The organism is Blautia sp. NSJ-175 (assembly GCF_022867815.1).
GTDB classification, from domain to species: Bacteria; Bacillota; Clostridia; order Lachnospirales; family Lachnospiraceae; genus Blautia; species Blautia celeris.
In genome coordinates this window covers 46,891-70,064 of record NZ_JALIFQ010000019.1, presented here as the reverse complement: position 1 = coordinate 70,064, position 23,174 = coordinate 46,891, and the positions used below count along the sequence as shown (strand labels likewise).

Below are 23,174 nucleotides of genomic sequence, written 5' to 3'. Positions count from 1 at the left end.
TGTATTCTTACTGCTTTGTAACCTTTTCAAGCATGATATGTTCTGTCGGCAGCATCTCAATGCCGGAGACATTGCTGCGGTAGGACAGTGCCTGTTTCGGATAATACAGGAAGGTCCATGCTGCATCTTCCATGATGGTCTTCTCTGCCTCTGCATACATATCCTTGCGGGCATTTTCGTCTACCTCCGTCTTAGCGGAATCCAGAAGCGCATCCACATCCGGATTATTATAGAACGCCCTGTTGGAGTTCGGCGGGAACTGGGAGGAGTGGAATACCGGATATAACCCCTGGTCAGCATCTCCTGTAGATGGACTCCATCCCAGAAGAACCATGTCAAATCCTCCGTTCTTTACCTCTGACATCAATGCCTGGAATTCCCACTGACGGATATTCACGTGAATTCCGGCTTTCTCCCACTGTGCCTGCAGGTTCTCACTCACCTGTGTATCCATCAGATAGCGGCCCACCGGTGTCCACAGCTCAAGCTCTATACCATCCGGATATCCTGCTTCTGCCAGAAGCTCTTTTGCTTTTTCCACGTCACACTCGTATTTCATACTGGAATTGTATCCCCAGGTATATGGAGAGATGGGGGAGTCTGAAACCGTGGCCATGCCTCCCAGGATATCATTTACGATCACATCCTTGTCCACCGCGTAATTCATTGCCTGGCGTACTTTTTCATCCTGGAGTACGCCTTTGCTGTTATTCAGGGCAACGTACATGGTCATGACTGTGTCGCCCTTCTGGATCGTTACATTCGGGTCGCTTTCCAGTCTGTCGGTCTCTGTCACGGGAAGCCTCAGCGCCACATCTGCCTGTCCTGACTGGAGCAGCAGCGCTCTTGTGGCATCCTCGGGAACTACTCTGAAATATACCTTTTCCACAGCGGGAGCCCCTTTAAAATACTCCGGATTTCTCTCCAGAACAAGTTCTTCTCCTGTCTTCCATTCCACGAATTTAAAAGCACCGGTTCCAACCGGATGTGTGGAGATCTCCTCCCCGTAATCCTCCAGGGATTTCGGACTGATGATTGCTGCGACCGGGTGGCATAACTGCTGCAGCAAAGCGCCGCAGGGCACGTCTGTTGAAATATTGACTGTATGCTCATCCACAGCTTCAATCTTGGTGATCGCTGCCAGCACAGACCTTCTCGGGGAACCCAGGTTCTCATCCAGCACTCTCTCAAAGGAAGTCTTAACAGCCTCTGCGTTGAAATCCGTACCATCGTGGAATTTGACCCCTTCCTCCAGCTTAAAGGTCCAGGTCAGCTGGTCCTCCGATATGGACCATTCCTTCGCCAGATCCGGCTCTATCTCCATATCTTCATTGAAGCGTACCAGGTTATTGAAGATATTCTTATTGAATATTTCTGTTGCAGAGTCTGTGCAGAAGTGAGGATCAAAGGTAGACGCGTCACTTCCTGTCAGTACAATAAGCTCATCCGCCACTTGCGCGGTCTGGCTGTCATCAGACTGTTCTGTTTTTTCCTCCTGCTTCTGTTCCTGATCTGTCTCTTTCTTATTTCCGGAATCGCCTCCGCAGGCTGATAATGCAAATACTAAAATACCGGTTAAAATCATGGAGCACATTCTTCTCTTCATCTGCTAAACCCTCCCCGGCCTTTACGGCCTTTCATCTGAGATAACTGCCTGCACACACTTGTGCATCATTTCTTCTGCATGGTTCCATACACTTCTTTTTCTCTCTGCAGCCCTCTTTACAGAACCGCTCTGTTCCTTTTGCAGCCTGAGCATTCTGTATACCTGAGATGGAGCTGCCGCGCCCTGACAGTCCCTTCTCTCCACAGCGATCCTGAAATTCTTTGCCTTGTCCACCTGTTCTTCTGATAACGGTAGGCCCTTTTTGCATATTTCACGGCACCAGCCATCCAGCAGCTCCCAGGTCAGGTCATCCTGACCCTTTCCCGCACGGAAAAGCTCGCTGACTGCTCCTCCCACCACTCTGTGTGCCTGTCTGAAGGACAGTTTTCCTTCCAGCACCAGGCTGTCCGCCAGCTCTGTAGCATTGGAGAATCCCTTATACAGGATTTCTTCCATAACTTCTTTATTGAATTTCAGGGATTTTACATATTCTGCGCTGATCCGGCACATACCTTTTGCAGTCTCCACACATTCCAGTACATCAGACCATGCTGCCGTCATGTCACGGCTGGCCTGAAATTCCACGGAGCATGCAGAGCATATTCCTGCGTATCTTCCTGACAGCAGCCTTGCCTGGGAACGCACTGTTGCACAAATGACAGGATTGCGCTTCTGCGGCATAATACTGCTTGAATCGATCAGGTCATCTGACAGGTCCGCAAACCCCGCTTCATTTGAACACCAGTTGATAATATCCTCCGCCAGTCTTGCCAGAGTGACCAGAACAGATATTCCGATGCCGGCAGCCTCCATCATATAATCAGCGCTGGCCACTGCATCCCCGGTGTGTTCCCAAACCCCCTCAAATCCCAGCAGCTCTTCTGTCCGTTCCCTGTCTATGTTGTATTCTGTTCCGGACATGGCAGCCGCTCCCAGAGGGTTTTTGTTAAACCGTTCAATGCACTGCAGGATTCTCTCTGCGTCCCGCAGAAGAGGAGCCGCGATGCCTGAGAGATAGAAACCCATGTTGACAGGCTGTGCCTGCTGCCCATATGTATAGCCCGGGAAAATATAGTCCACGGTTTCCTCCGCACGCCTGTGCAGCACCTCCACATGTTCCAGGAGAGCATCCGCCAAATACAGCAGTTTTTCCCGCAGCTCAATCCGCCACATGGCAGCCTCCACGTCATTACGGCTTCTGGCAACCGGCAGATAACTGCATATATCTTCCCCGGCCTCCACCGTGATCAGATGTTCCAGATTGATATATAAATCCTCCAGGGACGGGTCAAGCGTCGGAATCCGTTCCCCCCATCCCTCCATGACTGAAAGCAGTCTGCGCGCTGCCTCTTCCGGGATAATGCCCTGTTCTTTCAGCATGATGACATGGGCTTTCATGACACGGACCAGGTAGGGAAAGGATGTATCGGATTCCTTCATTTTCGGCCCGTAGTAATATTCCAGAACTACCGGATTGATATTCCCCTGTATCTGTTCAAAAAATCCTCCCTTTTTCTCCTTGTTCTCCATTTCTCCTCCTACTTTTTCCTTTTTAAGATTTCTGTGATTTCCATAACACTATCCGAAGCATTGCTTTTTAAAGCTATGCAGGCGATTTCCCGTGCTGTCTCTTCTCCCATAATGCCGCCTGCCAGATCCATGAACTTTCCCGTGATATCTTCTTTTGACAAAGGATTAAACATGGAGCCCTTCGGTGCTGTTACTGTCTCTGTATCTGTGCTGCCATCCTTCCATTGAACCGTAACTTTGGCGGCACTGCGTTTTTCCTCTCTTCTCAGACGATTCATATCCTCGCTTTCCGCTACCCTGACTTTTTTCGCAACAGCAAGGATCTTTTCATCCCTCAGGCGCTCTTCCGAGTAGTCTGCTGCCTTCCCCTCAAAGCCCATCAGGCCAAGTGCCACACCGTAGGGGATACTGATCTGGGCGGATACAACCGAATCCCGGCGGTAGGTGCCGCCTGCCATCTCAATGGCGGACTGGTTCACCTCTGCCCGCACGTCCCGGATTTTCTCCGCATCTGTGAATCCGTGCCGTTTAAAAATCTCATGGGCCGCCGTATATGGGGAATGTACGGATTTGCAGGATGCAAACCACTTGTACTCCACCTCCTCTATAGCCGCCCTCTCTTTTACGGCATCCAGCACATCCAGACAATACTGCCTGCTCATCATGCGGTAGATGCCACCGTCTGCAGCTTCCAGTACCTGATGGGGCCCTGTGATCCCATTTTTTGCAAGACAGGCGCTCACGATACCGTCACGTGCAGCCAGACCGGGATGTATGCGTTTTGTCATGGCCCCGTCCGCGGCAAAAGCCCAGCTTCCCCCTGTCCTGCTTCCCGCGATCCCCAGAGCGTTTACCATCTGCTGCTCATCCAGACCCAGCAGAACTCCGGCGGCTGCCGCTGCTCCGAATGCACCGCATGTGGCGGTTCCGTGCCAGCCTCTTTCCCTGTGATCTAAAAAATCCATGCCTTCCGCGATTCTGACAGACACCTCCACACCTGCAGTGACGGCCCACAGCAATTGTCCCCATGAGGAGCCACAGCGCTGTGCAACTGCCAAAGCGGAGGGCACGCATACAGCACCTGTGTGCAGGATGGCGTAATGGACATCATCCATTTCCCTGATATGGCAGAGCGCGCCGTTTACCATGGCCGCCATATCCTCTGTGAGCAGGACACCTGTTCCCCATACGGGAATGTCCCCGCCGTTTCCAAGTTCTGCCGCAGTCTTGATAATACCGGCCCCCTCCTGTGTCCGGCTGCCGTAAATCCCGCACCCAATCTCATCTAAAATGCACATTCTGGCTGCCTGTTCTGCTTTGGCAGACCGCAGTGCCTCCTGATGTGTAAAAAGGTAGTTTACCAATCTTTCAATTCCCGTTCTCTCTTTCATCTATTCCAGCGGAAAGTGACATGCCACGATCCTGTCTCCTATCTGCCGATACGGCGGTTCTTTTTCCCTGCAGATCTGTTTGCAATATCTGCATCTGGTATGGAAGTAACATCCTGCCGGAGGGTTGGATGCTGAAGGGATGTCCCCCTCAAGTATGATTCTCTGCTTTACAAAATCCGGATCCGGTATGGGGTTCGCTGACAGAAGAGCCTGTGTATAGGGATGCGCCGGTTTTTCAAATAACTGCTCCGCATTCACCACCTCTGCCATCTTTCCCAGATACATAACGCCTACCCGGTCCGATATATGTTTTACAACGCTTAATCCGTGGGCAATAAAGATATATGTCAGCCCCAGTTCTTTCTGCAGATCATCCAGAAGGTTGAGAATCTGAGACTGCACAGACACGTCCAGCGCTGATACCGGTTCATCACATATGACCAGTTTCGGATTTAAGATCAAGGCTCTGGCAATACCGATCCTCTGCCTCTGGCCTCCGGAAAATTCGTGTGGATAACGATTGTAGTAATCCGGCTGTAATCCTACACGTTCCAGCATTTTCTTCACTTTTTCCCTGCGCTCATTCCCGGAACCTATGCGGTGTATGACCAGGGGTTCCTCAATGATCTTTCCTATGGTCATTCTGGGGTCCAGGGATGCAAAGGGGTCCTGAAAGATCATCTGAATCTCTCTTCTGGCCTTTTTCATCTCCGTTTTGGACATCTGGAATAAGTCTTTTCCCTCAAACAATACCTGCCCCCGGGTGGGTTTTGTCAGGCAGTTGATCACTCTTCCCGCTGTGGTCTTACCGCAGCCGCTCTCTCCCACCAGTCCAAAGGTTTCCCCCTGGTAAACAGTAAAGGAGATGCCGTTCAGGGCATGTACTGTTTTCTTTCCCCTGCTTCCCTTACTGACAAAATCTTTCCCGAGATCTTTCACTTCCAGCAGCGGTATTTTCTTATCACTGTCTCCCATTGCGTTCTCCCTCCTTCTCTGTATGCAGCGGAAAATGACATGTTACCCTTGTTGTCCCGATCATCTGCTGGGGAGGCTCTTCACGGGTACATAATTCCTTTGCATAAGGACATCTGGGATGGAAGCGGCAGCCCTTGGCAAACTGGTCCGGTGAAGGCACCATACCTTTGATCACCTCCAGCTTCTGCCTGCTGTCCATTCTGGGAATACACTTTAACAGGCCAAGTGTATAGGGATGCCGTGGGTTTTTAAAGATTTCCCTCACCTCTGCCTCCTCCACCACTCTTCCCCCATACATGACGATGACGCGCTGTGCCATCTCAGCCACGACGCCCAGATCATGGGTGATAAAAAGGATCGTCATATCCAGCTCCTGCTTCAGCTTTTTCATCAGGTCCAGTATCTGGGCCTGTATTGTCACATCCAGCGCTGTAGTCGGCTCATCCGCAATGAGCAACTTCGGCTCACAGCTCAGCCCCATGGCGATCATGACCCTCTGTCGCATACCGCCTGACAGTTGATGGGGATACTCTCTCATACGCGATTCCGGGTCTGAGATACCCACCAGGCTCAGCATATGGACCGCCTTTTTTTGGGCCTCCTTCTTGGTCAGCTTCTGATGGATCCTCAGTGTTTCCATCAATTGATCCCCAATGGAGAAGACAGGGTTCAAAGAAGTCATGGGTTCCTGATAAATCATGGAGATGATATTGCCTCTTATACCGCACATTTCGCTCTCTGTCTTTTTCAGAATATCTTCCCCTTCAAACAGAATCTGGCCGCTTACATACTTTCCAGGGGGTGTGGGCACAAGCTGCATGACGGACAGAGAGGTCACGCTTTTGCCGCTTCCTGATTCCCCCACAATGCAGAGTGTCTCACCTTTGTTGATATGAAAACTCACCCCGTCTACTGCCGGTATCGTCTTATCCGGGGTGAAAAAATAGGTCCTCAGATCATTCACTTCCAATAGTTTTTCCAACTTCACACCTCCTGGTCATGCCAAAAAATCAGTAAATACTTCCTTCGTTATCTTAAATTTCTATTAACTATCATCAATTATACCGAATCGCCTTGTTTAAATGTTCTTATAACTTGCTTTGTTAGAACATTAAATTTGCTGTTTTTCTGCCTCTGTCGGTACTATTCCAAAAACCTTGTTTTTCTGCGCCAAAATTCATACAGTCCCTTTCTTTCGATTTTCTGTGATTCCTGAATCTTGCTTTTTTTGCGGTAAAATATGTGTTATTTTGCGATTTTACATTGGTATTATTTGCCATCTTTCCCTGATTCGACATCTATTGACAAAAGAAACGGCCTGGGATATACTTTTCAAAAAATAATGATGACAGCACTCGTACACGGCCAGTGCAGCAGATATACAGACCTGACGGAACAGCTGCAGACAATGTACATAACAGGAAAAAGGGGGGAAAAACAGATATGGAAATACGCTTTTTTACAAAAGAGATCTGGCAGGAAAGTCCGTTTCATTTTCATGACCAGATGGAAATACTGCTCATAATGTCAGAAGGCGAAAGCTTCTATATCCGTGACAAAATATACCCCATTTCCCGAGGCAGCATCTTTATTTTAAACAGCAGTGACCTGCACAGAAGTGTGCCGAAACCACGCTCGATCTATCAGTATTATTCTATTCGTTTTTATCAGGAAGAAGTGGAAGGAATCTCCACAGAAGATTTTGACCTGCTGAAATGTTTCAGGAACCATAACCAGTTCAACCATATGAACAAGCTGAATATTGACCAGATAGACCATCTTCTGAAGCTGATCAACAAGATTGAATACTATCTTGCCTCAGACTGCTCTGCCTTCGGCAAAGACATCTTTGCCAGGACACTGCTGGCAGAAGTGCTGGTCTATATTAACTTTCTCTACGATGCTCCGCTGCTTACACAGGTTCCAAGTGAAGAACAGATCTCTGCTTATTATCCTGTGATTGACTATATTAATGAACATATAACCGAAAAAATAAGCCTGGATCTGCTTGCGCAGAATTTCTATGTGAGTAAATATTATCTGAGCCACCGCTTTAAGGATCTGACAGGGATGACCATTACGGATTATATCATCAGGAGACGTCTCACCCTGGCGAAATCATATCTCAGGCAGGGTCTCTCTGTTATGCTGGCCGGTGAGCGTGCCGGTTTTAACAGCAACAATCATTTTATACATACTTTCACAAAAACCGTCGGCATGTCACCAAAACAATATGCCAGACAGTATTTGACTTTGGACAGCTATGTATCTCCAACTCCCCCGAAAAGAGATATTTTTACACGATAAAGGTGCCACTAATCTTATGCACGGTCGGCGCAGTAAATGCGCAGACCTGACGGCACTGTTACAATAAAATACCTGTTGACAAAATTACAAATATAGATTATGATTCAGCTATATGGTAAACATGTTCACCACATAATCGGTTTGACCATTCTGCCATTTACAAATATAGATTACAGCAGGTAAAAAAATGAACTCGGAAAATAACACCAAACAAATGCTGATTGAAGCAGCTTATAATATGATTCTGGAAAAAGGCGCTGAAAATATCCGCGTACGTGATCTGGCAAAAAGAGTCGGATGTTCGGCAGCCGCCTTGTACAAGCACTTTGAAAGCCTGGACTATTTACTGGCCCTGGCATCTGTAAGGTTTCTGAAGCCTTACATAGAGGAATTAGAGGAAAATCTGAAAAATGAGGATGATATTATCGAAGCACAGATAAACGCCTGGAGACTTTTTGACAAGTATGCGTTTATGCATCCCTATATATTTTTGAATTTGTTCTGGGGCAACATACGCAATGATCTGGAATCCATACTGCAGGAATACCTTAAAATGTATCCTGTTTTTGTGGAGGGTTCAAACACTGCCATGTTTTACTGCTCCATTTTCAGCGGATGTATTGAGGACAGAGATTACATCTGGTTTCGCCGTGCTGCTGCAGAAGGACGGCTCAGCTATGATGATGCGGAATATGTAAGTCAGATCAACTGCCTGATTGCCAGGGGACTCTTAAGTGAGTATATCAACAGTCCAAAAGACCCTGATGCCTATCAGAAGGCAGTTGCCCATTGTGATGCTCTGATTGAAAAAAACATCCGCATGTATCTCATCTGAATGGTCTGTGTCTGTACTTGACAGGACATAAGGCGGATTTCATCTATATCTATCCGCCCCGAACAGGATAAGAAAATTCTTGTCCTGTTCCATAAATATTTTTTTTACCCTACTGGTTAACATGTTCACCACAAAAAAGGAGGTTATTTTCCAAATGAACGACAATGTAAAAAAGATTCACGAAGCCAGCATGCAGATCCTGAATAAAACAGGAATGAAATTCTACCATCCGGACGCCCTGGAGATACTGAAAAACCACGGCATAAAGGTAGATGGAAATGTGGCGTATTTCACAGAGGATCAAATTATGGAGTGGGTCAGAAAAGCACCTTCCACTGCCCCCCTTTACGCTTCTGATTCCAGATTTGATATGCAGATCGGCGGAAACAGGCGCTATAACGGACCGTGCGGCGGCGCCACTTTTATTATGGACAAGGATGGACAGACCAGGCCTGCCCTGTTTTCGGATTTCATCAAATTGATCAAGCTGTTTGAGGGAAATCCCTCCTACTGCCTGAACGGGGGACTTGCCTGCCAGCCCAATGACATCCCCACGGAATCCTACATAACGCTCTTGGCCCTGGCCAGTATGCTGCACACACAAAAATGTATTTTTGCTGCTGCAGGGGATTACGAATCCATGGAAACACTGATCCAAATGGCCTGTATCCGCTTTGGCGTCACGGTTGAGGAGCTGAAGGAAAAACCCCGCCTGTGTACCATCGCCAATACAAATACTCCTCTGTATCTCGACAAAATCATGACGGAAACCGTCCTTACTATGGCAAAATACCGCCAGCCTGTGATCATCGCATCTGCCGCTATGGCCGGTACCACCGCCCCTGTCACACTGGCGGGCATGATCGCGGTTGTCAACGCAGAGGTACTTGCAACCATTGTGCTGGCACAGATGTGTGAACCCGGTGCCCCTGTCATCTACGGCTCCCAGTCCACGAATGCCGACATGGCAACCGGAGCCATCGCCATCGGCTCACCGGAAGGGGCCCTCAGTTATAAATATTGCGCGGAAATGGCAAAATTTTATGGTATCCCAAGCCGGGCAGGAGGCTCGCTAAGCGATGCAAAATCATTTAATGTACAGGCCGGATATGAGTCCATGATGACCTGCATGGCCTGTAAGGAGAGCGGAATCAACATCATGACTCAAAGTGCCGGGATCATAGACAGCTATCTGGCTGTATCTTATGAAAAACTGATAACCGATTTTGAAATTCTGGATTTTACCGAGCGGTATCTGAAAGATATTGATGTAAATGCTGATACGGTTCCCCTTGACCTTATCCATGAAGTAGGGCACGCCGGACAATACCTTATAGAAGAGCACACCCTGGATTACTGCCGCAGTGAATTGCTGGCACCTCATGTAAGTGTGAGGGGTGCCATTGCAGACCCTGTGGGACAATTTGAAAAAAACATCGAAAAACGCATGGAACAGCTTCTGAAAGTGTACCAAAAACCGGATATATCCACAGAAATATGCAGAGATTTAAAGGCATTGCTTCTAAAAGAAGGCATTGACGAAGCCTATATTGATATGGCAGTCGACTCGTAAGTATATACAAAACAGGGAGGGAATTAGGATGAATCTGACGAAATCAAAACGTAACCTTTTAGTGACTCTTTTAAGCTTTATGGTTGGAATGATTTATTTCATTCCGTTTATCCGTATCTCATTTTATGATCAGACCATTGCCGCACTCAACCTTACGAATACGCAGCTTGGATTTTTGGGGTCCATTTACGGAACTCTGGCAATCTTCTGTTATGCTGTGGGCGGTATTCTGGCGCAGAAATTCAGTCCCAGAATCTTGATCGGAATATCTCTTGCCGGTACCGGCGCCACAACGCTGTGGCAGGCAACTTTTCCGTCTTATACCAGTCTTATCATCATATTTGCACTTTATGCCGTATTCACTACGGCTACACTCTGGTCTCCTTATATTACTCTTATGAGGAGTTTTGGTTCTGATGCAGAACAGGGCAGACTGTTCGGAATCAGTGAATCCCTGAGAAGCCTTGTCTCCGCGGCTGTCGGCTTTCTGTTTATCTGGATCTTCAGTCTGTTCTCTGATGAGATGGGCGGTTACCGGATGATATTGATCATAGCCGCTGTCATTTACTTCGTTTTTGCTGTCCTTGCACTTATCGTATTTCCCTCTTCTGTCCAGACGGAAAAGAAAGAAACGGCAAAAAAGGGCAGTATACTGGCAGCCTTAAAGCTTCCCGGCGTCTGGCTGGTAGGTCTGTTCATTTTCTTCTGTTACGCGCTTAACTGCGGCGGAGCCTATTATTTTGGCACCTATACCACACAGGTTCTTCACACAAGTACAGCGGTATCCAGCGGGCTGCAGATTCTGAGGACGTATATACTGGCGATCGGGCTTGGGGTGATCGGCGGTATTATAGCCGACAGGTTTAAATATCGTTCCCGTTTCCTGATCTGTGTGCTTGCCGCAGCCACAGCAGCCAGTGCGTTCATGCCTTTCCTGGGTAATTTTTTATGGATAGCCATTGTTGTATCGGTCCTCATTTCCGGAATCAACTATATGATCAAGTCCATCTACTATTCTATCATGGACGAGGCGGTCATTCCCAGGGAACTGACAGGTGCCGCCAGCGGTATCATTGCGTTTATCGCGTATATACCGGATGCTTTTATCACATCCATGGTGGGGGTCTGGCTGGATAAGGATATCACCGGAGGTTTTAACAAACTCTTTGCCTTTATGGCTGCATGTGGTTTGGCTGCCATAATCATAGCTGTCATCATAAATAAACGCTATATAAAAGCCAATCCCGAAACCGGGCAGGGAAAGTGACAGGGCCTGTGTGAAATGGAGGGTATGGCATGAAAAAAATAAAACCAGAAGTATTTTTACCGCCGTTTTTTCTGTTTTTTGTGTGTATTATCATAAATATTGCAGACAGTGATCTGTTCACAGAGATCGTCAACACAGTAAATGGCTTCGTTGTCCATGAATTCGGCTGGCTGCTCATCTTACTTCCGGTCCTCATATTTTTTGTATGTATTGCCATCTATTTTTCCGGATTCGGCAAAGTAAGGATCGGAGGACCTGATGCACAGCCAAAAATGAGTCTCCTTTCATGGTTCAGCATCAATATCTGTACCACCATTGCCTGCGGTATTATATTCTGGTCCGCTGCAGAGCCGGTACAGCACCTGCTGCATCCTCCAGACAGTCTCCATATAGAGGCCATGTCACCGGATGCCGCCAAATTTGCCATGTCGGCAATTTATACTCACTGGACTGTACTTCCCTATGCAATCTATACACTTCCTGCAGTGATGTTCGCCTTTGGGTATTATAATAAAAAGAAATCCTTTTCGCTGGCCGCCATGGTCACGGTTCTGCTTGGCGGACGGGAACATAAGTATCTGAATGCAGTGATTGACAGTATCTGCCTGTTCACGCTGGTCGCCGGACTTACAGGCTCTCTGGGGGTAGGAGTTCTCAACCTCAGCGGAGGTCTCCATAAACTCTTTGGCATGGAATCCACTCCATTTTTGTGGTCCGCAATCATGCTTGTAGTCATTATCACCTTTCTGGTCTCTGCGCTCTCCGGTATCATGCGCGGTGTACGACGGCTGTCAAATATCAATGTCTACATTTACTTCTTTATTATTGGCTTTGTACTGATATTTGGCGGAACACAGTTTATCTGTAATTTTGGTGTGGAATGCCTGGGGGATTACCTAAATAACTTTTTTTCCAAATCCCTTTATACGGGCACCTTTGCGACTGATTCCTGGACAGCCCAGTGGCCTATCTTCTACTTTGCAAGCTGGATGTCCTGGGCACCTATCACGGCAGTCTTTCTTGGTAAAATCGCATATGGGCGGAGGATTAAGGATTTAGTAGCCATGAATCTGTTCTCCACGTCTGTATTCAGTATCCTGTGGTTTTCCATTATGTCCGGTTCCACCATCCATTTTACCCTGAACCGGTCAAATGGCGGAATGGTTGAAGCGTTTGAATCCGGAATTGAAAACACGATCTATCAGCTTTTTGAAAACATGCCCTTTACCGGCCTGCTGGTTTTTATTTTCCTCATCGCTGTATTTCTTTCCTTTGTAACTGCAGCCGACTCCACTGTCATTGCGATCTCCGACCTGTCCACCCATGGCCTGGATCATGAAGGTGATGAATCTCCCAGCTGGATCAAAATACTCTGGGCGGGGGAAATCGCACTGATTACACTTATTATGATGAATGTGGGCAGCGGTGTCGACGGACTGAAAATGATATCCAATATCGGGGGGCTTCCCGCAGCAGTTTTCCTGCTGTTTGTCATGATAAGTGCAATAAAACTTATGTTTACACCCCATATGTATCAGGATAAAAAGGAACCTCCGGCATAAAAACACACGAAAAGCCCTTGCAGAATTTCTTCCGCAAGGGCTTTCTTATAGTAGCGAGAGGGGGACTTGAACCCTCGACACTACGGGTATGAACCGTATGCTCTAGCCAGCTGAGCTATCTCGCCATCTGTTATCCTTCTGCTTTTTGGCAAAAGAATGGGACCTATAGGGCTCGAACCTATGACCCTCTGCTTGTAAGGCAGATGCTCTCCCAGCTGAGCTAAGATCCCAAGACTTTTATTTGATTGTATGCTGCTTGTACAGCAAGTAGCGAGAGGGGGACTTGAACCCTCGACACTACGGGTATGAACCGTATGCTCTAGCCAGCTGAGCTATCTCGCCATCTGTTATCCTTCTGCTTTTGGCAAAAGAATGGGACCTATAGGGCTCGAACCTATGACCCTCTGCTTGTAAGGCAGATGCTCTCCCAGCTGAGCTAAGATCCCATTTATTTAGCAGTGTTTGCCATCGCTTGACTGCTTTGCTATTATAACCTTAAATTGTGTCAATTGTCAATACCTTTTTTCAAAATTTTACAAAAATCCTTATCATTCCGCCTTGCACTAAAAACGAACACAAGACAGCCTTGATTTTAGGGCCGGAATAAATATAAAGCTTACATAATTTATTTATTCCGGCCTCTATGAAATCATTACATGTTGTAAGTGTTTCTCTTATTTTCTGAAGGTTTCTGGCAATTAATAGGTAGCCTTTTACAGATTTCTGTATTTTCTGTGGTCCTCTTTTATTCTCTCCATCACTTCCGGCTCCGATGCCAGCTTATATCCCAGTCCGGCTATGATATACGCGCCGTCTCTCAGGACTTCTGCGGCTGCTTCTGTGTGGAGAAGTCCCTCAAATTCCCTGTCGTGGATCACGATGTCCTTCCGGCTGCCGGTAATGTCAATCATGGGATGGAACACGGGAATCTTAAGATTTACATTTCCCAGATCCGTGGAACCTCCGGGACCTTTTGATCTCACGGTCACCCTTTTGGTATCCGAAAACAGTTCCTGCATGATTTCGTCCATATAATCATTCCAGTAGATTTCCCCGTAGTCCGGATACCGCTGGCTCCACTCCACAGTCGTTCCTGCAGCCATGGCTGCGCCTTTTGCGCAGGTCTCTGAGATTCTGTTGAGCTTCCACAGATTTTCAATAGTGGCTGCCCTGTAATAATAATCCAGACACACCTCATCCGGGACAATATTAGGAGCTGCCCCTCCTTTTGCCACAATGCCGTGGAACTGGCAGTCCTTTGTGATATGCTGCCGCCACATATCCATGGCCTCCATAAAGAGACGGGCCGCGTTCAGGGCATTCAGCCCCTCCTCCGGACACGCGGAGGCATGGGCTGCTTTTCCGCGGAAGGTAAAGTATCTGTCATTGGAGGCCAGTACCTGAAAATAGGTGACATTCTCATTGTTGAGATGCACCATGGCCGCATACTGATAGCCGTCAAAGCCCCCGTTCTCTGTCATATAACATTTTCCGCCTACAAATTCTTCACCGGGCGTGCCAATCAGATCAATCCTCACCGGCAGGTCAGGATATGCCTCCCGCAGGGCAAGCGCTCCCAGTATACTGACGGCACAGCTATAGGAATGTCCGCAGGCGTGCCCCACCTCAGGCAGGGCATCATATTCGCACAGAAATGCCGCCTTTGGCCCCTGAAACTCCTTCTTCTCTTTGTCCACAGCCAGGAACGAATGAGGCATCCCTGCATACGGCGTTGTTATCTCGTACCCCATTTCTTTGAGAAACTTCGTTATGTACGCGCAGGATTCCTTTTCCTCCCCGCTGATTTCCGGATGTTCTGTCAGATAATCCGCCAGTGCCTTTACCTTTTCAAAATATTTCCCTGCCTGATTCCGAATCGCTTCCTGTGTCATAGCCTTCTCCTTTTCCCCATGCAGGCCGGCGCACGGAAAATGAAACGATCCGCCCGCCGGTCCATGACAGTCCAGATGGCTGAACTGCTGCCGAAATCCCTTTATTTTTCAAAATCCTGGTACATTTTACTGGCTTCTACCCCTGTGTTATTCTGATATTTGCCGCTCTTATAAAGGTCATATTCCCCGTCAATATCGTGGTAATAGATCTGACACACCTCCACATTGGGATATATTTTCACCGGATGGATGCAGAATATCTCCAGCGTCCAGTGGCCCGCAAAGCCAATATCCCCAAATCCCGCACTCACATGGATAAACAGGCCCAGCCTGCCCGTGGAGGAACGTCCTTCCAGCATGGGCACATAATAGTCCGTTCTGGTATATTCTTTCGTTCTGCCAAGATACAGCTTGTTTGGCTCCAATATAAGCCCCTCCTCCGGGATGATGAGCTCTTTGACCGGGTTTGGTTTCTTCATATCCAGAACCGGTGTGTCGTAGACTAAAAGCTCATTTGCAAGAGAGAGGTTGTAGCTGTTTGGGTTAATCCGCTTTTCATCAAACGGCTCGATAATGATCTCCCGGCCCATGTGCTTTTTGATTTCTTTTCCTGATAATATCATTGTTTTATCCCCCAAATGTATATTTTATTTTTTGTAGTAAAATGCTATTTTGAGTATATCATTTCTCTGCATAATTGCATACCCGGGTCAGTTACAGATTTGACTCTTACCTATAGATTTTTTCTTGGCAAAAATTCAATTTTAAGGTTCATATCCATGCCATCTGCCAAACGTTTCAATAATTTAAGAGATGGATTCCTGGTCCCATTCTCCAGTTTACTGATATCTGCCTGATTTATTCCTGTTTTCTCCGCAAGTTCTTTCTGTGTCAGATTGCAGGACATTCTCGCCTCAACCATTGCCCTGATAATATCAAATTCCGGCGTTAATTCTTCATACTCTTTTTTTATTTCCGGATCCTGCATTTTTTCATCAAAAAAGTCATCAAATTTTCTCATATCTTCTCACCTATCCGTTTCATATAATCGTATTGGTATCTTTTTGCCTTCAATATTTCCTTTTTTGGTGTTTTATTTGTCTTTTTTACAAAACCGTTTGTCATTATGATTCTTCCATCCAAATAAAAGAAATATAGAACTCTGGTTATATTATTTCCTATCTTTCCCCGAAGTTCATAAATGCCTTCTTCCAGATGCTTACTGTACGGTTCTCTTAGATAATTTCCCTTTTCTTCAAGTATTTTTATGATGCCCAGCAATTTTGCAAGCATCTTTTTATCAAGAGAATTTAAAAATTCCTCTACCGGGCATTCTCCATTAACTTTCTCATAAAATTCTACTGTATACTTCTGCAAATATATCCTTTCTCTGACCAACAGAACAGACATATACTGACGTTCTATTGCCACACTTAAATTATATGGCATATATACCATATTGTCAATTTAGTTGCATTATACGCTCTTATATATCGAATTAGTTTATCCTGGATTATTAATAAGCCGATTGACTAATAGAAATCATTACCATGATTTGTCTGTAAACATCCCATAGATATGAGAATGTTTCGTAATTAAAGAATTGTTTTTGTTTAGGAAAAATCAGCAAGGGGCTGAGGGGTATACTTTTTATTCCCCTCAGCCTTCCCTGTTGTATAAGTTATACTGCTAAATGATTATTTGAAGTATTCCACCCCGGATTCAAAGATCCGGATGTCCTGCTCGCCATAGATATTCATGGCTACCCCGCACCCGCGGCGCTCACTGTGGGCCATCTTGCCCAGGATACGTCCGTCAGGGCTTGTGATACCCTCGATGGATGCATAGGAGCCGTTTACATTCCACTCTTCATCCATGGTCACATTGCCGTCCAGATCACAGTACTGGGTAGCTACCTGGCCGTTGGCGAAAAGTTTCTGCAGCCACTCATCACTTGCCACGAAACGTCCTTCTCCATGAGATGCCGGGTTCGTATATACATTGCCCAGCACAGCTTTCTGAAGCCATGGAGATTTGTTGGAAACCACTTTTGTATAAACCATCTTGGAAATGTGGCGTCCGATGGTGTTAAATGTCAGCGTCGGTGAATCTGCAGTCTGTCCGGTGATCTCACCGTTCGGAACCAGTCCCAGCTTAATAAGGGCCTGGAAACCGTTGCAGATACCAAGGGCAAGACCGTCTCTCTCATTTACCAGTCTCATAACCGCATCTTTGATCTTCGCATTCTGAAATGCAGTGGCGAAGAATTTTGCGGAACCGTCCGGCTCATCACCTGCGGAAAATCCGCCCGGGAACATGATGATCTGTGCCTGGTCAATGGATTTTTCAAAAGCGTCCACAGAGTCACGGATATCTGCTGCATCCAGGTTCTTAAACACTTTTGTGATAACTTTTGCACCAGCCCTCTCAAATGCCTTTGTACTGTCATATTCACAGTTGGTTCCCGGGAATACCGGTATAAATACAGTGGGCTGTGCAATCTTATGAGAGCAGATATGAATACTTTCGGCATTGTACAGGCCTCTGTCCTCATCTTTTGTAATATCGTCGGTCTCGGAACCGGAGCGTGTTTTGAAAACTTTCTCCAGCGGTGTTTTCCATGTTTCCAAAGCCTCTGCCATGGAAATCTTCACGTCTTTATATTCAATGGCCGCCTTGTCTGTCACTTCACCGATCAGAGTGTAAGTGATAGCCAGCTCGCCCACTTTCTCTGCTTTTACTTCGCAGATAATATCGCCGAAACCTGCGCTGAACAGGTCTCTCTCGTCCACATTGTGCTCAATCTTCACACCCATCTGGTTACCAAATGCCATTTTGCTCACAGCCGCAGCGATACCCTGACGGTCAATGGCATAAGCTGCCACAACACGTCCGGCCTGAATGTCCTCATGGAGTTTTGCGTACTGATCTTTCAGTGCCTCAAAATCAGGAAGGTCATACTCTGCTTTCGGCGCACGCAGCCACACCAGCTTATGTCCCGGGGATTTCAGTTCCGGTGTGATGACATCTCGTTGTTTTGCCACATCCACCGCAAAGGATACCAGTGTAGGAGGAACATCAATATCATTAAATGTTCCTGACATGGAATCCTTACCGCCAATAGAAGGAAGTCCGAATCCCAGCTGTGCAGCGTAAGCACCCAGCAGTGCGGCAAAAGGCTGGCTCCAACGGTGCGGGTCTTCTGTCATTCTGCGGAAATATTCCTGGAATGTGAAACGAATCTTGCTGTAATCACCGCCTGCAGCCACAATTCTGGCAACAGATTCCGTCACTGCATACACAGCTCCGTGGTATGGGCTCCAGCTTGACAGATACGGATCAAATCCATAGCTCATCATGGTGACAGTTTCTGTGCTGCCATTTAATACCGGAACTTTTGCAACCATTGTCTGTGTTTCGGTGAGCTGGTATTTTCCGCCGTAAGGCATGAATACACTGCCGGCTCCAATGGAACCGTCAAACATCTCCACCAGTCCTTTCTGAGAACAGGTGTTTAAGTCAGCCAGAGTATCCAGCCAGCGTTTTTTCACATCTGCGGACTCCTCTGCGCGATCCAGAATGTTTCCTTCTTTGCTTGGAACATCAACAAATACATCTGTTTCCTGATGGGCACCATTGGTATCCAGGAATGCTCTGGAGAGATCAACGATCGTTTTTCCTCTCCAGTTCATCACCAGACGCGGGCTTTCTGTGACAACAGCCACAGGAACAGCCTCCAGGTTCTCTTCTTTTGCATAAGCCAGGAACTGCTCTGCATCTTTCGGATCAACCACTACTGCCATACGCTCCTGAGACTCAGAGATACCAATCTCTGTTCCGTCAAGGCCGGCATATTTCTTCGGTACTTTATCCAGGTCGATCTGCAGTCCCGCTGCCAGCTCACCGATGGCAACAGATACACCGCCTGCACCAAAGTCGTTGCACTTCTTGATGATCTTACTTACTTCTTCTCTTCTGAACAGCCTCTGGATCTTTCTCTCCGTCGGCGCGTTTCCTTTCTGCACCTCAGCTCCGCAGGTCTCAATGGATTCTTCTGTGTGCACTTTTGATGAGCCTGTAGCACCGCCGCAGCCATCACGTCCGGTACGTCCGCCCAGCAGGATGATGATATCATTAGGGTCAGAATTCTCACGGATAACTGCACGTCTCGGAGCAGCGCCAAGTACGGCACCAATCTCCATACGTTTGGCAACATAATTCGGATGATATACTTCTTTTACATATCCGGTTGCAAGACCGATCTGGTTTCCGTAAGATGAATAGCCATGTGCTGCACTTCTGACCAGTTTTTTCTGAGGCAGTTTTCCTTTCATGGTATCTTTAACAGATACTGTCGGGTCTGCCGCACCGGTCACACGCATAGCCTGGTATACATAGGTACGTCCTGACAGCGGATCACGGATAGCACCGCCGAGGCACGTAGCCGCACCACCGAAGGGTTCGATCTCTGTCGGATGGTTGTGAGTCTCATTTTTGAAGTTGATCAGCCATTCCTCTTCTTTGCCGTCCACATCAACAGGGACAACAATACTGCAGGCGTTGATCTCGTCGGACTCTTCCTGGTCCTCCAGCTTGCCTTCTGCTTTTAATTTTTTCATAGCCATCAAAGCCAGGTCCATAAGGCATACGAACTTATCGTCTCTGTCTTTGTAGATCACCTGACGGTCAGCCAGGTATTTCTCGTAAGTTTTTACGAGAGGCTCTTTGTAATCGCCCTCACCGAATTCCACGTTCTTCAGCTCTGTGGAGAAGGTAGTGTGGCGGCAGTGATCTGACCAGTAGGTATCCAGTACACGGATTTCTGTCATGGACGGATCACGTTCCTCTTCATTTATAAAATAGTTCTGGATGTGCTGGAAATCCTTGAATGTCATGGCAAGATTCAGGGATGCATACAGCTCTTTCAGCTCTGCCTCAGGCATCTGGCGGAATCCCTCAAAAATCTTTACATCTGCAGGGTCTTCAAAGTTTGTAACCAGTGTTTCCGGTTTTGCTGCCTCTGCTTCCCTGGAATCCACCGGGTTGATACAGTGTTCTTTAACAGCCTCAAACTCCCCGTCAGTAATATTTCCTTCAATAACATAGGTGGTGGCGGAGCGGATAATAGGCTCCTCGTCTGCCTTTAAGAACTGTATACACTGTACAGCGGAATCTGCTCTCTGGTCAAACTGTCCCGGAAGGAACTCTACGGAAAATACTCTGTCCCCTTCCTTCATCTCAAAGGTTTCCTGATATAATACATCCACCGGAGGTTCGGAAAATACACAGTTACATGCTTTCTCAAATGCCTCATCGGAAATATTTTCTACGTCGTAGCGAATCAGAACGCGGACTCCCGCCACATCCTTAATACCCAGATACGTACTGATCTCATGGGCAAGCTCCTTTGCCTGTACGGCAAATGCCGGCTTCTTCTCTACATAGACACGTCTTACACTGCTCATGTTGGCTCCTTTCTGCCTTTTTCTTCGGCACACCAAAACCTGCATTGCGGTTTCTTATAAATTGTGTTATTCAGCACCAGCTAGGAATTATACTCCTCTCCGGCCGCTTTCTTACTTATCATAACATGGATCACTTCATTAATAAAATTAATATATCTTATATTTTTTATAATTACTACTAATATGCAAACTCGTTTTTTAATTTATTTTTTTCATTTTATAATTCCAGAAAATTGTTCCCGCAGCCAAGAACAGGAAGAGTACGGGAGGGGGTCTGGGGAGCCATATGCCTGCGGGCGATGTCTAGTGGAGCGCCGCGGAGATCCACCTGCCCCAGTTACTTAATGAAGAGGCCACTGCCGATGAATTTAGTAACTGGGAGCAGGTTAGCTCCGTGGCAGCGAAACGCTTCGCCCGCAGGCATATGGCTCCCCAGACCCCCCTCCCGTACTCTTCCGTCCGCATTCACTCCCCCTCTTCCAGTTTTCTCACAAAACCAGTTGACTTGCCCCTCCCCCTTTGCTAAACTCAAGTAAGTTACCAACATTTACTAAGGAGATTCAAACATGAAACTGACCGCAAAACACACGATCTACGGCTGCTACCTGGGCTATATCACCCAGGCGATCGTCAACAACCTGCCGCCGCTTTTATTCCTCACCTTTCACAACCAGTTCGGCATCTCTCTTGAGAAGATCAGCCTGCTGATCACCGTAAACTTCTGTATCCAGATACTCATAGATTTTCTGGCACCGGGAATCATAAAAAAGGTGGGATACCGTTCTGTGGGGATCACGTCCTTTCTGGTCACCACCCTGGGACTTACAGGATTTACCTGGCTTCCCTTTGTTCTGCCCAATGCCTATGTGGGTATCCTCATCTGTATGGCATTCAATGCCATCGGCGGCGGAATCCTGGAAGTTATCGTAAGTCCTATTGTGGAGGCCTGCCCAAGTGAGAATAAAGAATCTGCCATGAGCCTTTTACATTCCTTCTACTGCTGGGGGCATATGGGTGTGGTGATTCTATCCACCCTGTTCTTTGTTGTGATCGGCATTGATTCCTGGCGGTACCTTCCGGCTCTGTGGGCACTGGTTCCGCTGTTCACCTGCCTGATGTTTTTCAAAATCCCTATCTACAGCATCGAGGGGGACGACGAGGAGACGAAGATTCCCGGAGGCATCTTCAAAAGCGGTATCTTCTGGGTTCTTTTTCTGCTGATGATCTGCGCCGGTGCATCGGAACAGGCAGTGAGCCAGTGGTCTTCCCTGTTTGCAGAGGACGGCCTTGGTGTGAGCAAAACCGTGGGTGACCTTCTCGGCCCCTGCGCCTTTGCATTTTTCATGGGACTTTCCAGGCTTCTGTATGGTATCAAGGGCGATAAGCTGAATATCCGTCACGGCCTGCTTGGAACCAGTGCTCTATGTATTGTGGGGTATCTCATTACCAGTTTGTCCCCCCTTCCGCTTCTGTCTCTGGCAGGATGCGCGCTGTGCGGTTTCTCTGTGGGTCTGATGTGGCCCGGAATTTTCTCTCTGGGAGCCGTGCTGTGCCGGGGCGGCGGTACCATGATGTACGCCATGTTTGCCCTTGCCGGTGATGTAGGATGCTCTGCGGGCCCTTCAGTTGTGGGATTTGTCACAGATGCAGTGGGTTCCATGAAGACAGGAATTCTGGCTGCTCTCATATTCCCGGCTGTTTTGTTCCTTGTCATGCTTGGACTACAGAAGAACTCTGCAAAGGAAAAGGCAGCGGATACTTCCGCTCCAAACTTAAGAAGCCAGGAATAGCCCCGGCAACGGGATATCTTCAAAAAGCCAGGAATAGGCCCGGTAATGAAGGATTTTCAGGAAGCCGGGTATAAACCCGGTAACGGAGGATTTTTATGGATATCAGCTTTGAACTCTATAAAGTATTTTATCACGTGGCTTCCACACTGAGTTTTTCGGAGGCCTCAAGGCAGCTTTTTATCTCACAATCGGCTGTGAGCCAGTCTGTAAAATCCCTGGAACAGAAGCTGGGCCACCCCCTCTTTGTCCGAAACACCAAAAAAGTGGAGCTGACACCAGAGGGGGAAACTCTTTTCCGCCATGTACAGCCGGCAGTCTCTCTGCTTCTTCAGGGTGAGAACCAGCTCATGCACACAGCTTCCGCGGAGGCGCCTCTGCGGATCGGTGCCAGCGACACCATCTGCAGATATTTTCTGGTGCCGTATCTGCGGCGTTTCCACCAGGAATTCCCGGATATCCATATCAAGGTCACCAATGCCACTTCCATCGGATGCGTGGAACTGCTGGAAAACAGACAGGTGGACTTCATTGTCTGCAACTATCCCAATTCAAGACTCAGGATAAAAGAACACTACAAGACAATTCTGACTTTCCGGGATGTCTTTGCCGCAAATAAGCATTACTTTGATTTTACGGATCAAAAGCTCTCCCTGACAGAGCTGCACCGGTATCCCCTTCTCATGCTCAGCAAAAAAAGCACAACCAGTGAATTCCTGCACAGCCTGTTCCTGCAGAAAGGCCTGAACCTGACGCCTGAGGTGGAGCTGTCCAGTAATGACCTGCTTCTGGACCTGGCATACATTGGCCTTGGGATTGCCTTTGTCCCGGATTTCGTCCTGGAACAGAGGAAAAAGGGCCTGTACCGGCTTGAAATAAAAGAAGAGCTGCCCGAAAGACACCTGGTTCTGGCTTACACCGAACAGCAGAGTACCTCCGCGGCAGCAAATGAATTTCTGAAATATTTTGACGGCACCTGACTTT

The 23,174-nt window shown here is 47.5% G+C and carries 17 protein-coding genes and 4 tRNA genes; 7 read left to right on the top strand and 14 right to left on the bottom strand.

Annotated elements, in window-relative coordinates:
• Positions 1–7 precede the first annotated feature (7 nt).
• From MUB35_RS23220 to MUB35_RS23200, 5 genes are read right to left on the bottom strand one after another with little or no spacing between them, the layout of a single operon-like run.
• Entirely contained in the window at positions 8–1,606 is a 1,599-nt protein-coding gene (locus tag MUB35_RS23220; RefSeq protein WP_052099597.1) for a glutathione ABC transporter substrate-binding protein, read from the bottom strand.
• 21 nt (positions 1,607–1,627) lie between these two features.
• A complete protein-coding gene (gene argH / locus MUB35_RS23215; protein WP_033142484.1) occupies positions 1,628–3,136 on the bottom strand; it encodes an argininosuccinate lyase in 1,509 nt (502 codons plus the stop codon).
• Positions 3,137–3,144: 8 nt separating this feature from the next.
• Entirely contained in the window at positions 3,145–4,527 is a 1,383-nt protein-coding gene (locus MUB35_RS23210) for an MmgE/PrpD family protein (protein ID WP_103730899.1), read from the bottom strand.
• Complete coding sequence (locus MUB35_RS23205; RefSeq protein ID WP_033142485.1) at positions 4,528–5,502, bottom strand: ABC transporter ATP-binding protein; 975 nt, start codon at positions 5,500–5,502, stop codon at positions 4,528–4,530.
• Positions 5,489–6,484, bottom strand: a complete 996-nt coding sequence (locus MUB35_RS23200; RefSeq protein ID WP_081960461.1) for an ABC transporter ATP-binding protein — start codon at positions 6,482–6,484, stop codon at positions 5,489–5,491. The genes MUB35_RS23205 and MUB35_RS23200 overlap by 14 nt, the downstream gene beginning before the upstream one ends.
• 461 nt (positions 6,485–6,945) lie before the next feature.
• On the opposite strand from MUB35_RS23200, the gene MUB35_RS23195 reads away from it, so the two are divergent.
• The 5 genes from MUB35_RS23195 to MUB35_RS23175 all read left to right on the top strand — a co-directional run bounded on the left by MUB35_RS23195 (position 6,946) and on the right by MUB35_RS23175 (position 13,046).
• Positions 6,946–7,809 (top strand): helix-turn-helix transcriptional regulator, encoded by an 864-nt coding sequence (locus MUB35_RS23195; RefSeq protein WP_244806919.1) that lies wholly within the window; start codon positions 6,946–6,948, stop codon positions 7,807–7,809.
• 187 nt (positions 7,810–7,996) lie between these two features.
• Positions 7,997–8,644 (top strand): TetR/AcrR family transcriptional regulator, encoded by a 648-nt coding sequence (locus MUB35_RS23190; protein ID WP_033142488.1) that lies wholly within the window; start codon positions 7,997–7,999, stop codon positions 8,642–8,644.
• A 154-nt stretch (positions 8,645–8,798) separates the two neighbouring features.
• Entirely contained in the window at positions 8,799–10,217 is a 1,419-nt protein-coding gene (locus MUB35_RS23185) for a trimethylamine methyltransferase family protein (protein ID WP_244806918.1), read from the top strand.
• Positions 10,180–11,484, top strand: coding sequence for an MFS transporter (locus tag MUB35_RS23180; protein ID WP_330425250.1), 1,305 nt, complete (start codon positions 10,180–10,182; stop codon positions 11,482–11,484). Before MUB35_RS23185 ends, MUB35_RS23180 begins: the two co-directional genes overlap by 38 nt.
• Before the next feature lie 29 nt (positions 11,485–11,513).
• Positions 11,514–13,046 carry a BCCT family transporter gene (locus MUB35_RS23175; RefSeq protein ID WP_158587363.1) on the top strand — a complete coding sequence of 511 codons (1,533 nt, stop codon included), beginning with the start codon at positions 11,514–11,516 and terminating at the stop codon, positions 13,044–13,046.
• A 51-nt stretch (positions 13,047–13,097) separates the two neighbouring features.
• Here MUB35_RS23175 and MUB35_RS23170 read toward each other — a convergent pair.
• The 9 genes from MUB35_RS23170 to MUB35_RS23130 all read right to left on the bottom strand — a co-directional run bounded on the left by MUB35_RS23170 (position 13,098) and on the right by MUB35_RS23130 (position 20,403).
• Positions 13,098–13,171, bottom strand: a tRNA-Met gene (locus MUB35_RS23170).
• Between the two features lie 32 nt (positions 13,172–13,203).
• A tRNA-Val gene (locus MUB35_RS23165) sits at positions 13,204–13,276 on the bottom strand.
• Between the two features lie 38 nt (positions 13,277–13,314).
• Positions 13,315–13,388 (bottom strand) — tRNA-Met (locus MUB35_RS23160).
• A gap of 31 nt (positions 13,389–13,419) precedes the next feature.
• Positions 13,420–13,492, bottom strand: a tRNA-Val gene (locus tag MUB35_RS23155).
• Between the two features lie 267 nt (positions 13,493–13,759).
• Complete coding sequence (locus MUB35_RS23150; RefSeq protein ID WP_244806917.1) at positions 13,760–14,938, bottom strand: M20/M25/M40 family metallo-hydrolase; 1,179 nt, start codon at positions 14,936–14,938, stop codon at positions 13,760–13,762.
• 101 nt (positions 14,939–15,039) lie between these two features.
• On the bottom strand, positions 15,040–15,561 hold the full coding sequence (dcd, locus tag MUB35_RS23145) for a dCTP deaminase (protein ID WP_033142491.1): 522 nt from the start codon (positions 15,559–15,561) through the stop codon (positions 15,040–15,042).
• 110 nt (positions 15,562–15,671) lie between these two features.
• Positions 15,672–15,959: a helix-turn-helix domain-containing protein gene (locus MUB35_RS23140; protein ID WP_033142492.1), complete on the bottom strand. Its 288-nt coding sequence runs from the start codon at positions 15,957–15,959 to the stop codon at positions 15,672–15,674.
• Positions 15,956–16,348, bottom strand: a complete 393-nt coding sequence (locus MUB35_RS23135; RefSeq protein ID WP_052099608.1) for a type II toxin-antitoxin system RelE/ParE family toxin — start codon at positions 16,346–16,348, stop codon at positions 15,956–15,958. Before MUB35_RS23135 ends, MUB35_RS23140 begins: the two co-directional genes overlap by 4 nt.
• 287 nt (positions 16,349–16,635) lie before the next feature.
• Positions 16,636–20,403, bottom strand: a complete 3,768-nt coding sequence (locus MUB35_RS23130; RefSeq protein WP_148392104.1) for a phosphoribosylformylglycinamidine synthase — start codon at positions 20,401–20,403, stop codon at positions 16,636–16,638.
• 566 nt (positions 20,404–20,969) lie between these two features.
• On the opposite strand from MUB35_RS23130, the gene MUB35_RS23125 reads away from it, so the two are divergent.
• Both MUB35_RS23125 and MUB35_RS23120 read left to right on the top strand, forming a co-directional pair.
• The gene (locus MUB35_RS23125; protein ID WP_033142494.1) at positions 20,970–22,193 is read left to right on the top strand and encodes an MFS transporter; all 1,224 of its coding nucleotides are present in this window, start codon (positions 20,970–20,972) and stop codon (positions 22,191–22,193) included.
• Positions 22,194–22,288: 95 nt separating this feature from the next.
• Entirely contained in the window at positions 22,289–23,170 is an 882-nt protein-coding gene (locus MUB35_RS23120; protein WP_103731774.1) for a LysR family transcriptional regulator, read from the top strand.
• Positions 23,171–23,174: the final 4 nt, after the last annotated feature.

Bases quoted from the DNA above. Each gene is read 5' to 3' on its own strand.
- MUB35_RS23140 (WP_033142492.1), bottom strand. From the start codon at position 15,959: ATGAGAAAATTTGATGACTTTTTTGATGAAAAAATGCAGGATCCGGAA.
- MUB35_RS23190 (WP_033142488.1), top strand. From the start codon at position 7,997: ATGAACTCGGAAAATAACACCAAACAAATGCTGATTGAAGCAGCTTAT.
- dcd (WP_033142491.1), bottom strand. From the start codon at position 15,561: ATGATATTATCAGGAAAAGAAATCAAAAAGCACATGGGCCGGGAGATC.
- MUB35_RS23125 (WP_033142494.1), top strand. From the start codon at position 20,970: ATGAAACTGACCGCAAAACACACGATCTACGGCTGCTACCTGGGCTAT.
- MUB35_RS23195 (WP_244806919.1), top strand. From the start codon at position 6,946: ATGGAAATACGCTTTTTTACAAAAGAGATCTGGCAGGAAAGTCCGTTT.
- MUB35_RS23205 (WP_033142485.1), bottom strand. From the start codon at position 5,502: ATGGGAGACAGTGATAAGAAAATACCGCTGCTGGAAGTGAAAGATCTC.
- MUB35_RS23150 (WP_244806917.1), bottom strand. From the start codon at position 14,938: ATGACACAGGAAGCGATTCGGAATCAGGCAGGGAAATATTTTGAAAAG.
- MUB35_RS23175 (WP_158587363.1), top strand. From the start codon at position 11,514: ATGAAAAAAATAAAACCAGAAGTATTTTTACCGCCGTTTTTTCTGTTT.
- MUB35_RS23220 (WP_052099597.1), bottom strand. From the start codon at position 1,606: ATGAAGAGAAGAATGTGCTCCATGATTTTAACCGGTATTTTAGTATTT.
- MUB35_RS23185 (WP_244806918.1), top strand. From the start codon at position 8,799: ATGAACGACAATGTAAAAAAGATTCACGAAGCCAGCATGCAGATCCTG.
- MUB35_RS23130 (WP_148392104.1), bottom strand. From the start codon at position 20,403: ATGAGCAGTGTAAGACGTGTCTATGTAGAGAAGAAGCCGGCATTTGCC.
- MUB35_RS23120 (WP_103731774.1), top strand. From the start codon at position 22,289: ATGGATATCAGCTTTGAACTCTATAAAGTATTTTATCACGTGGCTTCC.
- argH (WP_033142484.1), bottom strand. From the start codon at position 3,136: ATGGAGAACAAGGAGAAAAAGGGAGGATTTTTTGAACAGATACAGGGG.
- MUB35_RS23210 (WP_103730899.1), bottom strand. From the start codon at position 4,527: ATGAAAGAGAGAACGGGAATTGAAAGATTGGTAAACTACCTTTTTACA.
- MUB35_RS23135 (WP_052099608.1), bottom strand. From the start codon at position 16,348: ATGTCTGTTCTGTTGGTCAGAGAAAGGATATATTTGCAGAAGTATACA.